The organism is Paenibacillus sp. Y412MC10 (genome assembly GCF_000024685.1).
Taxonomy (GTDB): domain Bacteria; phylum Bacillota; class Bacilli; order Paenibacillales; family Paenibacillaceae; genus Paenibacillus_AQ; species Paenibacillus_AQ lautus_A.
In genome coordinates this window covers 82,501-94,762 of record NC_013406.1, presented here as the reverse complement: position 1 = coordinate 94,762, position 12,262 = coordinate 82,501, and the positions used below count along the sequence as shown (strand labels likewise).

At 49.9% G+C, this 12,262-nt stretch carries 9 protein-coding genes, 1 tRNA gene and 2 rRNA genes (1 of these 12 cut by a window edge); 1 reads left to right on the top strand and 11 read right to left on the bottom strand.

The window, feature by feature from the left end:
• Positions 1-50 precede the first annotated feature (50 nt).
• On the top strand, positions 51-545 hold the full coding sequence (tadA, locus tag GYMC10_RS00445; protein WP_012818344.1) for a tRNA adenosine(34) deaminase TadA: 495 nt from the start codon (positions 51-53) through the stop codon (positions 543-545).
• A 77-nt stretch (positions 546-622) separates the two neighbouring features.
• Here tadA and GYMC10_RS00440 read toward each other — a convergent pair whose 3' ends face one another.
• The 11 genes from GYMC10_RS00440 to GYMC10_RS00390 form a co-directional block, all read right to left on the bottom strand.
• On the bottom strand, positions 623-1,708 hold the full coding sequence (locus GYMC10_RS00440; protein WP_012818343.1) for a hypothetical protein: 1,086 nt from the start codon (positions 1,706-1,708) through the stop codon (positions 623-625).
• A 307-nt stretch (positions 1,709-2,015) separates the two neighbouring features.
• Positions 2,016-2,165, bottom strand: a complete 150-nt coding sequence (locus GYMC10_RS00435; protein WP_012818342.1) for a hypothetical protein — start codon at positions 2,163-2,165, stop codon at positions 2,016-2,018.
• A gap of 104 nt (positions 2,166-2,269) precedes the next feature.
• The gene (locus GYMC10_RS00430) at positions 2,270-2,611 is read right to left on the bottom strand and encodes a hypothetical protein (RefSeq protein WP_009595528.1); all 342 of its coding nucleotides are present in this window, start codon (positions 2,609-2,611) and stop codon (positions 2,270-2,272) included.
• 175 nt (positions 2,612-2,786) lie between these two features.
• Positions 2,787-2,875, bottom strand: a tRNA-Ser gene (locus tag GYMC10_RS00425).
• 73 nt (positions 2,876-2,948) lie between these two features.
• Positions 2,949-4,232, bottom strand: coding sequence for a serine--tRNA ligase (gene serS, locus GYMC10_RS00420; protein WP_012818341.1), 1,284 nt, complete (start codon positions 4,230-4,232; stop codon positions 2,949-2,951).
• Positions 4,233-4,426: 194 nt separating this feature from the next.
• Complete coding sequence (gene pdxT, locus GYMC10_RS00415; protein WP_012818340.1) at positions 4,427-5,014, bottom strand: pyridoxal 5'-phosphate synthase glutaminase subunit PdxT; 588 nt, start codon at positions 5,012-5,014, stop codon at positions 4,427-4,429.
• Between the two features lie 15 nt (positions 5,015-5,029).
• A complete protein-coding gene (pdxS, locus tag GYMC10_RS00410; RefSeq protein ID WP_009595550.1) occupies positions 5,030-5,911 on the bottom strand; it encodes a pyridoxal 5'-phosphate synthase lyase subunit PdxS in 882 nt (293 codons plus the stop codon).
• 164 nt (positions 5,912-6,075) lie between these two features.
• A complete protein-coding gene (locus GYMC10_RS00405; protein ID WP_012818339.1) occupies positions 6,076-7,494 on the bottom strand; it encodes a D-alanyl-D-alanine carboxypeptidase family protein in 1,419 nt (472 codons plus the stop codon).
• Between the two features lie 152 nt (positions 7,495-7,646).
• The gene (gene guaB, locus GYMC10_RS00400) at positions 7,647-9,104 is read right to left on the bottom strand and encodes an IMP dehydrogenase (RefSeq protein WP_012818338.1); all 1,458 of its coding nucleotides are present in this window, start codon (positions 9,102-9,104) and stop codon (positions 7,647-7,649) included.
• A 419-nt stretch (positions 9,105-9,523) separates the two neighbouring features.
• Positions 9,524-9,640, bottom strand: a 5S ribosomal RNA gene (gene rrf / locus GYMC10_RS00395).
• A gap of 148 nt (positions 9,641-9,788) precedes the next feature.
• Positions 9,789-12,262 (bottom strand): 23S ribosomal RNA (locus tag GYMC10_RS00390) (it continues 454 nt past the right edge of the window).

Below are 12,262 nucleotides of genomic sequence, written 5' to 3'. Positions count from 1 at the left end.
CATTGGGTATAAATACAGGGTTTTAGCAGGCAGCGAAAGGAGACTTTAGATTGATATCACATTCAATAGACCCACTGGCTGTGGATAACGAAAATCATGAACGCTGGATGCGAGAAGCCATCGCGGAAGCCCGGAAGGCCGAAGAGCTCGGTGAAGTTCCTATCGGCGCTGTCATCGTACGGGGCGATGAAATTATTGGCCGTGGATATAATCTGCGTGAAACGACTTACGATGGGACGGCTCATGCCGAGATGGTAGCGATCCGGGAGGCCAGCCGGCATCTTGGAGCCTGGCGGCTGCTCGACTGTCGATTATACGTGACGCTGGAGCCTTGTCCCATGTGTGCAGGTGCCATCGTTCAGTCCCGGGTTCCGCAGCTCATCTACGGCACAGGCGATCCCAAGGCAGGCTGTGCGGGCACACTGATGAATCTGCTTCAAGAGCCGCGCTTTAATCATCGGACGCACGTGGTGGACGGCGTGCTGCAGGAAGAATGCGCATCGTTGCTGACTCAGTTCTTTCGGCGATTACGCGGGAAAATATGATTTTATGTACCGAAAGAGGAATGAACACAGAAAACCCGGCCGTCATGGCCGGGTTTTCTTGTCTGCGATGAATAAAATTAGTAAGTGCTCATTTGGCTCATGGATTCCTCAAATTGCTCCATCGTGATGACGTCAGCGTCTTTTGGAATACCGATTTTGAACTCTTGTTTCGCGTTGATGTTGTTGTATTGGGTGCTACCCTTCACAGCCAACTTCACGTTCTCATTCGTTTCTGGATCATTGAAATCAACGTTCAACACAACATCTTGGTACGCAGGGAAATCTTTTTTATCGATAGCCGTGTTGATGTTAAATGTATTGATTTTCAGGTATTTCTGCATTTCTTCCAAGCCCGCTTTGAATTCGTCTTGGTTGACGTTGGACACTTCAGCTTTGGCAGCATCGATGTCTTCTTGGGTCAGACCCAGCAATTCGCGGTACTCGTCTTTAGCTGCAATATCAACAACCTTAGGTGCAACCTTGTTTACCATAATATCCAATGCTTCATTCAGGTTATCATTGGTTACAAAGAATTGTACCACTTGTTTAGCGTCAACACCTTCTGGAAGGCCGGCATCTTTAACATTGATCTCTTTGAAGTATTTCGCTTGGTCATATTCGCTCAGCACAGCTTCAAGGATTTCGTTAACGAATTTTTGGGACTTCTCGGTATCCAGGGTTTCTGGGTTAAATGTTTCGCCGGATTGCTCAGCAAGCTCTTTCATGTCCATCACGAGGAATTTGCCAACAACGTCTTCCGGGAATGGCAGCATTGGAATGCTTGGAATTTTAACGTAGATTTTCTCTTTCGTCATCACCATATCAATGTTGAAGGACATCGCCATGTCACCCTTCAAATTGATGCCCATGTTCATTTCGGTTTGCATTGGCTCAGCCTGGTAGATCCCGTCCAGTGTAACCTCCGCATTCTTCAGCATCGTCATCGCCTGTGTTACGCTTGGATCGCCTTCAACTGCAGGTATGTTAACTTGAAGGTCTTCAATGACAAATTTGCTCTTCATTTCGTAGGATGTCATCTTCATCGCGTTCGTAGCAGCATTGGTCATTGCCGCCTTAGGCTCTTCTTTCTTGGCGCAGCCGGAAAGCACAACTGTCACCGTGAGCAGCAGTGTCAGCATGATAGCTGCAAACTTCTTGTTCATTAAAATTTCTCTCCCCTCTAACAGTCAAAAAAATAACAGACCTTCTAATCATAAACCATTTAACCAAAATGAGAAACACTTTCTGGAATATTTACTGAAATTTTATTTCCTTTCTTTTTCCATCCATCTTAATTTCAAACTTCTTAACATGCGAATAAGGTGGGGCCCCAAAATATTACACTTGAACACTAATACGGAAGTTGGAAGCAAAAGGTTTCAAATCGAAAAAAAGAACTTCCTGTCGAATGACAGGAAGTTCTCTCGATTCTTGCTTCTTGGCGCCTTCGTATTTTGCTCCTAAAGGCTGTTAGCCCTCCGGATTAAAATGGCCATCCTGCTTGCGGATCTTCGCTCTGTGCGAGCCTGACAGCGGCTCCTGGCCGCCCCGGTCATGGTCCTTCCGCTGCCTCGGTTGTTCCTGTGCTTCAGGCACCGGAATCGACTTTGGTTTACTCATCTGATAGCCCTCCATTTCATGGATCACAGCGTTTGTTCTACGCAATCGGCCTTGATGCTTCGGTCTGAAAGGAGCATCACAGCTTTCACATTCATTCATGGAACTTAGTGATGCGTGATTTGCTGCAGAGTTTGAGCACACTCATGAATATGACGCGTATAATCGCCCACCATGCCCTGTATGTTCTCATTGCGCTCATCCGTCGTCGCGCCGTCACGCTCTACATCGATCAGAGCGACCTTCACTTCCCGGGAATCCACATAGGTGCATTGAAAATCAAACGAATACTCCTGACGACCTGCTGCGCCAATGTGAATGCGGATGGCGTTCGGATCTCCTTCGTCTGCTGCCACTTCTGCACGATCCCCCGGTTTGAGTATGGTCGGCAGCCTTTCCTGCCAAGCATTGACCAGCGTCGACTGATCGACATTCAGTTCTGAGTTCATGTTCACACCTCCCCTTCTCTATAAATTGCGATAACAGGCGCTGTTTTATACAGCAGGTCCCCCAAGCATAAAGTGCTATATATCCGAAGCTTCCGTGCATTTGTCTTGCAAACAAAGCATAAAAACCATAGAAAAAACCGTTCCCCGAAGGAAACGGCTTGCGTTTGTATATGTATGGCGGAGAGGATGGGATTCGAACCCATGTGGAGTTGCCCCCTAACGGTTTTCAAGACCGCCCCGTTATGACCGCTTCGGTACCTCTCCATGTGGAAATGATCACTGCAAAATGAATCACGTGCAAAAATCATTATACCACAAGTCAATCTGTGTTATCAACTTATTTCTTGAGTTCGATGATGCTAACATTCCCCATGTAAGGGCGAAGCACTTCCGGAATAACAACGGAGCCGTCGGCCTGTTGATAATTCTCCAGAATCGCCGCAACCGTACGCCCTACCGCAAGCCCAGATCCATTCAAGGTGTGAACAAATTCCGGTTTACTCTTCGGCTCCGGACGGAAGCGAATATTGGCACGGCGTGCCTGGAAATCACCAATATTCGAGCATGAGGAAATTTCACGGTATACGCCGCTCTCCGGAAGCCATACTTCCAGATCATAGGTTTTCATGGAGCCGAAGCCCATATCCCCGGTACATAGCGTCATAACGCGATAAGGGAGATTCAACAGCTGGAGCACTCGCTCCGCATCCGCCGTCATTTTCTCGAGCTCATCAAACGATGTTTCCGGATGCACAATCTTCACCATTTCGACCTTATTGAACTGATGCTGACGAATAAGTCCCCGGGTGTCGCGTCCTGCCGCGCCGGCTTCCGAACGGAAACAGGAGCTGTATGCGACGTAATATTTAGGCAGATCCTCGCTATTTAGGATTTCCTCACGATGGTAGTTCGTTACAGGAACCTCAGCCGTTGGGATCAGGTAATAGTCGGTATCGCTAATTTTGAATAAATCCTCTTCGAATTTAGGCAGTTGTCCCGTTCCGTACAAGCTGTCCCGATTGACGATATATGGAGGCAGCATTTCCTCATAGCCGTGTTTGTCGCTGTGCAGATCCATCATGAAACTGATTAAGGCACGCTCAAGCCGTGCACCCAGACCTTTGTAGAACGTAAATCGGGAACCCGTAACCTTCGCGCCTGCTTCAAAGTCCAAAATACTCAGGTTCTGGGCAATCTCCCAGTGAGCCTTAGGTTCGAAATCAAAAGCTTTAGGCTCCGCCCAGCGGCGAATTTCCACGTTCTCCTCCTCCGAGGCGCCGATCGGCACACTTTCGTGGGGAATATTCGGAATGGCCAAAGTAAGCTCGGATATGCTGGCTTCCAGCTCACGAACTTCCTCATCCATTGCTTTAATCTGGTCTGACACTTGGCGCATCTCCAGAATCAGCTCATCTGCATTTTCGCGATTTTTCTTCAGCTTGGCTACTTCAGCCGACACGGTGTTGCGGCGATTCTTCAAACTTTCGCTTTCCTGCAGCAATTCCCGGCGCCGGGCGTCAAGCTTAGGAAAATCCGCAATCAAATCGAGCGATTTGCCTCGATTCTTCAGCGCTTCTTCAACACGACTGTACTCGCTGCGCAATATTTTTACGTCTAACACGGGAAACCCTCCTAAAGTAAAACATCCATCAAGTATATCGAAGCAGCTGCCCTATCTGTTGATAAAAAGCCTTGGGACAAGGCTGCATTATACGTTGTTACATACGATACATCTTATTGCATTTCAGCGAAAAAGACAACTTGACTCCCACATACTGCCAAAGAGTCAAGATGTCTTCTACTGAAACTATTACGTTACGCCTGTGGCGCCGTCGCCCGGGAGCGAACCATCTCCACAAAATATTGATGGAGCCGGAAATCGTCTGTCAGCTCCGGATGATAGGAAGCCGCAAGCAGATGCCCTTGTCTGGCTGTGACGATCTCATCCTTATACGTGGACAGAACCTCAACGCCCGGTCCCACTTCCAGAATAAGCGGAGCGCGGATGAAGACGGCTCGCACCGTTTCATCGATGCCCTTAACCGGCAAATCAGTCTCGAAGCTTTCACGCTGTCGTCCGAATGCGTTCCGCGCCACCGTGATGTCCATCAGCTTCAAATGCGCTTCTTCGTCGCCTTGAATTCGCTCGGCCAGCACGATCAGTCCGGCGCAGGTTCCGAATATCGGTTTGCCTTGGGCTGAAAACTGACGAATCGCATCCATAAAATCATACTTGCGCATCAGCTTGCCAATCGTCGTGCTCTCACCGCCAGGGATAATCAAGCCGTCAATGTCGTCCAGCTGCTCGACCTTCTTGATCGGCACCCCTTCGGCGCCAGCAAGCGTAATGCTTCGAATATGCTCTGCAACGGCACCCTGAAGTGCCAGTACGCCGACCTTCATGTTACCCCTTCTCTCTTACCAGCCGCGATCCTGCATGCGCTCAGCCGGACTAAGCTTGGATATCTCGATGCCTTTCATTGGAGCACCCAGGTTCTTGGATACTTCAGCAATCAATTTATAATCATCATAATGCGTTGTCGCTTCCACGATCGCACGAGCAAATTTCTCAGGGTTATCGGATTTGAAAATACCGGATCCTACAAAAACGCCATCAGCGCCCAGATGCATCATCAATGCGGCATCCGCAGGGGTGGCCACGCCACCGGCGGCAAAGTTAACGACAGGCAGCTTGCCCGTCTCGTGAACGCCTTTCAGGAGGTCATAGGAAACACCGAGGTTTTTGGCTTCGGCATACAGTTCGTCCTTCGACATGTTGCGAACCTTGCGAATTTGGCTGTTGATCAAACGCATATGGCGAACGGCTTCCACGATATTGCCCGTTCCCGGCTCGCCCTTCGTGCGGATCATGGATGCACCCTCGCCGATACGACGCAATGCCTCACCGATATCTTTCGCGCCGCATACGAACGGTACGGTGAAATCCCATTTATCGATGTGGAACACTTCATCCGCAGGCGTCAGCACTTCACTCTCATCGAGGTAATCCACGCCGAGAGATTCAAGCACTTTCGCTTCAACGTAATGACCGATACGAGCTTTGGCCATAACTGGAATGGATACGACCTTCATTACTTCCTCAACGATGGTTGGGTCAGCCATACGTGCTACTCCCCCAGCAGCGCGAATATCGGAAGGAACGCGCTCCAGCGCCATAACTGCCGTAGCACCGGCAGCTTCAGCGATTTTCGCTTGTTCCGCATTCATGACGTCCATAATGACGCCGCCTTTTTGCATTTCCGCCATACCTCTTTTTACAGTAGATGTTCCTGTTTCCATGTCCCCTAGCCTCCCGATTATATGTTGTATCTCATCGCCATTTAGAGCATTCCCTGGCGATATGGTCTGTACCCGTATGGTGCATACTTGCAATGAATCTAACTTGATATTTTACCGCATCAAAATCAAATACACAACCCATTTACTCGGAATTTATCGGCTGCTTAGAAAAGATTTTTGATGGAATCAAACAAATCCGCGAAAAAGTCACCGATCGCACGGAGGAACAGCTTGAACCAGCCGGCTTTCTCTACCTCGTCTGCCGTGATGAGATTCACCGTTTCGGTCTGGGTTTCCTTCATGCCTTCGATTTTGTATGAGTAGGTTGCCGTGCCCACCTTCGTATCCTTAGCGACAGGCGCCGTCACGCTGGAAGAATCCAGTTTGGCTTCGAAGGTAATGTTCTTTCCGCTAGAACCTTTAGGCACAACAAATGTGAGGGCTTTATCGGTCACCAGCCCAGCTTCCTTTCCTTTGCCCTTCTTCACTTCGACGGTTTCAAATCCTTGCACGGTTGCTCCGGCTGCTTGGACTTCCTTCACTTCGAAGTTGTCAAAGCCGTAATCCAGGACTTTTTTGGTTTCCTTAAAGCGAGCCCCTTCGGATTTCGTTCCCATAACCACGCTGATCAAACGCATGCCGTCACGCTCAGCAGTACCGGCAAAGCAATAACCCGCCGCATTGGTATGACCGGTTTTCAAACCGTCCAAACCTTCGTAAGCATAGGCCTTGAAGTTCGTAATGCTTTTGTTGGCCTCCAGCATCCAGTTGTAGTTGATGATCGGACTCGTATCGCGCGGCCGGAATTTATGCGATTGAATGGCCGTAAACTTCGCAAAGTCAGGATGATCCTCAACGATATACTTGGCAAGTAATGCAGTATCCATTGCCGACATTACGGTTTCTTTATCTTCTGCAGGACGGTATTTCTCAGGCATATCTGCACGGCTAAGGCCTGTGGAATTAATGAAGAAAGCGGTCTTCAATCCCATCTTTTTCGCCGTATCGTTCATCATGGTAACAAACTCTGCTTCGGAACCAGCGACATGTTCAGCCAATGCTACCGTTGCATCATTCGCCGAGCCGACAGCCATGGCTATGTAGAGCTCTTCCACTGTATGTTGGTCGCCTTCAGCTAAAAATATCCGTGAGCCCACGGTTTTTTCAGCATTTTCCCCTACCGTGACTACGTCATCCCAAGCTAACTCGCCTTGTTTTACCTTCTCTGCCACGATATATTCCGTCATCATCTTCGTCATGCTTGCCGGTGGCAATGCTTCATCCGCATTTATGGATAACAGCACCTGGCCCGTAGATGGCTCGATCAAGACGGCAGAGCTCACTTCCAAGCCCAACTGATCGACCGATGGCACTTTGTCCGGCTTCGCATTATTCGTCGCAGCCTTGTCCGTTGCCGCTTTGTCTTCCGTAGCTTTGGTTGTATCCGCTGTAGCCAGCATATTAGGCGCAGCGAGCGAAACCGCAGGCGCAGCAGAGAAACATAGTATATTAAACAGCATCAAGGATGCCAGCGTTCTTTGAATTCGTTGTCGCTTATTCTTCTTTATAGACTTGTCTATCAATGGAATTACTCCCCTCTAATTCTCAATAAGTCATTAACTTGTTCTATTCTATCATAGGGGGGGTATCAAAAAAAGACAAGCTAGATGAATTTCATCCAGCTTGTCCAGGAAATAAATGACATATACTGTGTATCCTTATTCTTTTCCGTGAATTACAAGGAATAGTTAGGCGCTTCTTTGGTGATTTGAATATCATGCGGATGGCTCTCGCGGAGACCAGCCCCGGAAATGCGGATAAATTGGGTATCATTCCGCAGCTCCTCCAGGTTTTGCGTTCCGCAATACCCCATGCCGGAACGCAATCCACCGATCAACTGATGGATGGTATCTGCCAATGGCCCTTTATAAGCTACACGGCCCTCGATGCCTTCCGGTACCAATTTCTTGTCGTCATCTTGGAAATAACGGTCTTTACTGCCTTGTTTCATGGCAGCAAGGGAACCCATGCCCCGATAAGCCTTGAAACGGCGTCCTTGGTAGATCTCGGCTTCGCCTGGGCTTTCTTCCGTCCCTGCAAACATGCTGCCCAGCATAACGGCACTAGCGCCGGCCGCGATGGCTTTTGTAATTTCTCCGGAGTATTTGATACCGCCGTCTGCGATAATCGGTACGCCGTACTCTTTAGCAACCGTTGCGCAGTCATAGATGGCCGTGATTTGCGGTACGCCAATGCCGGCAATAACGCGGGTCGTACAGATGGATCCAGGGCCGATTCCCACTTTAACGACGGATGCACCGGCTTCGATAAGCTCTCGCGTACCTTCGCCTGTAGCCACATTACCCGCGATAATGGTCAGATCCGGATACAATTCGCGCAGTTTGCGTACGGAATCAATAATATTGATGTGATGACCGTGAGCGGAGTCAACGGTTATGACGTCTACACCGGCTTTCACAAGCGCTTCTGCTCTTTCGAAGGTATCTTTGGAGATTCCGATCGCTGCACCTACAAGCAGGCGGCCCTGAGCGTCCTTCGCTGCTCTAGGGAACTGAATCGCTTTCTCAATGTCTTTAATCGTGATAAGTCCTTTAAGAACATTATCGTCGTCCACCAAAGGCAGCTTCTCGATTTTATGCTTCTGTAGGATCATTTCGGCATCCTGAAGGGTCGTTCCAACCGGAGCGGTAACCAGGTTCTCGCTGGTCATCACTTCGCTGATAACCGTATTGTAATCATGAACAAAACGAAGATCACGATTCGTCAAAATCCCGATCAGCTTATTGTTCTCATCCACGATCGGAACCCCGGAAATCCGGAATTTGCCCATGAGTTTCTCAGCGTCGGATACAAGATGATCGGCATGAAGCGAGAATGGATTGGTGATGACTCCGCTTTCCGAGCGCTTCACCCGATCTACTTCTTCCGCCTGTTGTTCAACCGTCATATTTTTATGAATAATGCCGATTCCGCCTTCTCTAGCAATGGCAATTGCCAAAGGAGCTTCCGTAACGGTGTCCATACCTGCACTGATGAGCGGGATGTTCAATTTCACGTGCTCGCTCAATTTGGTGCTAACATCCACTTCTTTTGGAAGTACCTCGGATTTTCTAGGAACCAACAATACATCGTCAAAAGTGAAGCCTTCCTTGCTAAACTTATCTTCCCACACCTGGGTTATTCCTCCTTTTTGTCGTCTTCCTGCGGACTACAACTACTGTCAGAGCTGGACCGGACGGCATTTTCAAGTATTTTCAGAAATATATTATTGCCATCTTAGCAAAGGGCCCATAGGCTGTCAAGGATTGAATTGGCCCTTTTCCTGAAGTTCGCAAGTATCCATCCAGCGCGTTGTCCTGTCCCTTTGGAGTGGACAAACGGACAGCTTTCTTCTATTAAATGGAGACTTATCCACGTTTAAGATTGGCCTGCCATATTGCATCACTTTAGGCATTATCACGGAGACGATGCATGACTGTCGTTTAGTATCACCCAAGCCGGCTCGAGATAGTCCAGAAATCAGAAATCCACGTCACGGCATATAGGAAAAGACCGTTATCGATTACTCGATAACGGTCTTTATGGTTGTTCGCTTGGCGACGTCCTACTCTCCCGGGACCCTTCGGTCCAAGTACCATCGGCGCTGGAAGGCTTAACGGTCGTGTTCGGTATGGGAACGCGTGGAACCCTTCCGCCATCGCCACCAAACGGTTCAGATGCTTGATCACCTGAAAACTAGATACGAAACGTATTGCAGCACATTAGACTCCGTAGCATTCACCCGATGTGGTATCGGGGTCCCCGAAAAGTATTCGGCATCTGCTTCAAAGCTTTGCTTCACTTTTTGGGGTGTTTTTTGGATAAGCCCTCGACCGATTAGTATTGGTCAGCTCCATGCATTGCTGCACTTCCACCTCCAACCTATCTACCTCGTCGTCTTCAAGGGGTCTTACGAATTGGGAAATCTCATCTTGAGGGGGGCTTCACGCTTAGATGCTTTCAGCGCTTATCCCGTCCGTACGTAGCTACCCAGCCATGCTCCTGGCGGAACAACTGGTGCACCAGCGGTACGTCCATCCCGGTCCTCTCGTACTAAGGACAGCTCCTCTCAAATTTCCTACGCCCACGACAGATAGGGACCGAACTGTCTCACGACGTTCTGAACCCAGCTCGCGTACCGCTTTAATGGGCGAACAGCCCAACCCTTGGGACCTACTTCAGCCCCAGGATGCGATGAGCCGACATCGAGGTGCCAAACCTCCCCGTCGATGTGGACTCTTGGGGGAGATAAGCCTGTTATCCCCAGGGTAGCTTTTATCCGTTGAGCGATGGCCCTTCCATGCGGTACCACCGGATCACTAAGCCCGACTTTCGTCCCTGCTCGACTTGTAGGTCTCGCAGTCAAGCTCCCTTATGCCTTTGCACTCTTCGAATGATTTCCAACCATTCTGAGGGAACCTTGGGGCGCCTCCGTTACTCTTTAGGAGGCGACCGCCCCAGTCAAACTGCCCGCCTGACACTGTCCCCGTACCGGATCACGGTACCAGGTTAGAACCTAGATACGATCAGGGTGGTATCCCAACGTCGCCTCCACACAAGCTGGCGCTCATGCTTCAAAGGCTCCCACCTATCCTGTACAGATCGTACCCAAATCCAATATCAAGCTGCAGTAAAGCTCCATGGGGTCTTTCCGTCTTGTCGCGGGTAACCTGCATCTTCACAGGTATTAAAATTTCACCGGATCTCTCGTTGAGACAGCGCCCAAGTCGTTACGCCATTCGTGCGGGTCAGAATTTACCTGACAAGGAATTTCGCTACCTTAGGACCGTTATAGTTACGGCCGCCGTTTACTGGGGCTTCGGTTCACAGCTTCGGATTGCTCCTAACCGCTCCCCTTAACCTTCCAGCACCGGGCAGGCGTCAGCCCGTATACTTCGCCTTACGGCTTCGCACAGACCTGTGTTTTTGCTAAACAGTCGCTTGGGCCTTTTCACTGCGGCCCCCTCGGGCTATTCACCCTACCGAGGCACCCCTTCTCCCGAAGTTACGGGGTCATTTTGCCGAGTTCCTTAACGAGAGTTCTTCCGCGCGCCTTAGAATTCTCTTCTCGCCTACCTGTGTCGGTTTGCGGTACGGGCACCTTCACCTGACTAGAGGCTTTTCTTGGCAGTGTGAGATCATGACCTTCGCTACTGTAATTTTCACTCCCCATCACAGCCCAGCCTTATCGATGTGCGGATTTGCCTACACATCAGCCTCACTGCTTGGACGGACATCCATCAGTCCGCGTCACTACCCTCCTGCGTCACCCCATCGTTCATAACGGTTTACGGTGGTACAGGAATTTCAACCTGTTGTCCTTCGATTACGCCTTTCGGCCTCACCTTAGGTCCCGACTTACCCTGAGCGGACGAGCCTTCCTCAGGAAACCTTGGGCTTTCGGCGGATCAGATTCTCACTGATCTTTTCGTTACTCATACCGGCATTCTCACTTGTATGCTGTCCAGCGCTCCTTACGGTACACCTTCAACCTGCATACAACGCTCCCCTACCCCTGATGCATACGCATCAAGCCATAGCTTCGGTGGTGTGTTTAGCCCCGTTACATTTTCGGCGCAGAGTCACTCGACCAGTGAGCTATTACGCACTCTTTAAATGGTGGCTGCTTCTAAGCCAACATCCTGGTTGTCTGTGCAACTCCACATCCTTTCCCACTTAACACACACTTGGGGACCTTAGCTGATGGTCTGGGCTGTTTCCCTTTTGACAATGGATCTTAGCACTCACTGTCTGACTCCCGGATATAAGTCTATGGCATTCGGAGTTTGACTGAGCTTGGTAACCCTTGCGGGCCCCGCACCCAATCAGTGCTCTACCTCCACGACTCTTCATTCCGAGGCTAGCCCTAAAGCTATTTCGGGGAGAACCAGCTATCTCCGAGTTCGATTGGAATTTCTCCGCTACCCCCACCTCATCCCCGCATTTTTCAACATACGTGGGTTCGGGCCTCCAGTGCGTGTTACCGCACCTTCACCCTGGACAGGGGTAGATCACACGGTTTCGGGTCTACGCCCACATACTAAGTCGCCCTATTCAGACTCGCTTTCGCTGCGGCTACGGCTTCTCGCCTTAACCTTGCATGGGAACGTAACTCGCCGGTTCATTCTACAAAAGGCACGCCATCACCCATAAATAGGGCTCTGACTTCTTGTAAGCACACGGTTTCAGGTTCTATTTCACTCCCCTTCCGGGGTGCTTTTCACCTTTCCCTCACGGTACTGCTTCACTATCGGTCGCTAGGGAGTATTTAGCCTTAGCAGATGGTCCTGC

What these genes read in the sequence shown, in the direction of transcription:
- GYMC10_RS00435 (WP_012818342.1), bottom strand. Translation starts at nt 2,165, where the DNA reads ATGAGTAAACCAAAGTCGATTCCGGTGCCTGAAGCACAGGAACAACCG.
- pdxS (WP_009595550.1), bottom strand. Translation starts at nt 5,911, where the DNA reads ATGGAAACAGGAACATCTACTGTAAAAAGAGGTATGGCGGAAATGCAA.
- GYMC10_RS00440 (WP_012818343.1), bottom strand. Translation starts at nt 1,708, where the DNA reads ATGAACAAGAAGTTTGCAGCTATCATGCTGACACTGCTGCTCACGGTG.
- pdxT (WP_012818340.1), bottom strand. Translation starts at nt 5,014, where the DNA reads ATGAAGGTCGGCGTACTGGCACTTCAGGGTGCCGTTGCAGAGCATATT.
- GYMC10_RS00430 (WP_009595528.1), bottom strand. Translation starts at nt 2,611, where the DNA reads ATGAACTCAGAACTGAATGTCGATCAGTCGACGCTGGTCAATGCTTGG.